Origin of the sequence: Williamsia muralis (assembly GCF_002735905.1) — a bacterium.
In the GTDB taxonomy this organism is placed as follows: Bacteria; Actinomycetota; Actinomycetes; order Mycobacteriales; family Mycobacteriaceae; genus Williamsia; species Williamsia muralis_A.
On the sequence record NZ_PEBD01000024.1, the window covers coordinates 1 to 796 of the forward strand.

General features: G+C 67.5%; 1 protein-coding gene and 2 pseudogenes. 1 reads left to right on the plus strand and 2 read right to left on the minus strand.

The features are described 5' to 3' along the window. Window positions 1–98 (plus strand): annotated as a pseudogene (locus tag CSW57_RS24755) (cysteine dioxygenase); the annotation flags it as partial. Window positions 99–215: 117 nt separating this feature from the next. Here the strand turns inward: CSW57_RS24755 and CSW57_RS24590 are convergent. Both CSW57_RS24590 and CSW57_RS24595 read right to left on the minus strand, forming a co-directional pair. Continuing rightward, entirely contained in the window at window positions 216–497 is a 282-nt protein-coding gene (locus CSW57_RS24590; protein WP_189339426.1) for a hypothetical protein, read from the minus strand. Window positions 498–539: 42 nt separating this feature from the next. Beyond that, window positions 540–796 (minus strand): annotated as a pseudogene (locus tag CSW57_RS24595) (N-acetyl-1-D-myo-inositol-2-amino-2-deoxy-alpha-D-glucopyranoside deacetylase); the annotation flags it as partial.

Consider the following 796-nt stretch of genomic DNA (forward strand, 5'->3'; position numbering starts at 1 on the left):
ACCACCTCCCGACACGGTTGAGGCCGGCCGATCTGCTGCGGCTGACCGACCAGAGCGCGAGTGACGTACTCGACGGCCGCCACAGTTCGCAGCGGCCGCCACCACGGCGCTGATCGGCATCTGTACGGTGCCGATGGTCAGCTGGAGGAACGCCACCGAGGCGATCCCGACCAGGAATCCGTCCAGCCAGAGGAGAACCAGCAGCGCCCTGCGCATCACAGCCCCCCGAACAGGTCCGGCTCACGGCCTCCCGGCCCCGCAGGCCCCTGGACCCCGGACACCAAGATGTAGTGTTCCTCGGCGAAGATGGGCTGAATGATGTTGTTGGACAACGCGTACTCGGTACCCGACGCCGACACCGTGACCTGTGTCGCATGAGCGGCAAGTGCCCGGACCTTGTGGTCGTACACCTCTCGCACGTCGATGGCCGTCGTGACCTCGGCATCGGGATGGCTGGGCAGCTCTCCCGCCAGCGGCATCCGCCAGCCCGAAGGCACCCGCGTCTGCGCAGASGCCAGCCCGTCGGCACGCGCCGATTCTTAGGTTACCGTCCAGTAATGCTTGCTCACCGTCCACGGCCGGGTCTCTGACGCTGCCGCGAGCTCGATGGCCCGGGCGCAGATCGCATGTAYCTGGATGTGGTCAGGATGCCCGTAGCTGCCCACCGGGTCGTACCCGACGAGGACCTGCGGACGCGTCTGACAGATCAGCTCGGCCAAGACCTCGGCCGGTACGGTACCGGCGCCGATGAATGCCCGCGTGTGGTCGTTCGACGGCGCCCCGGCCATACCCGAGT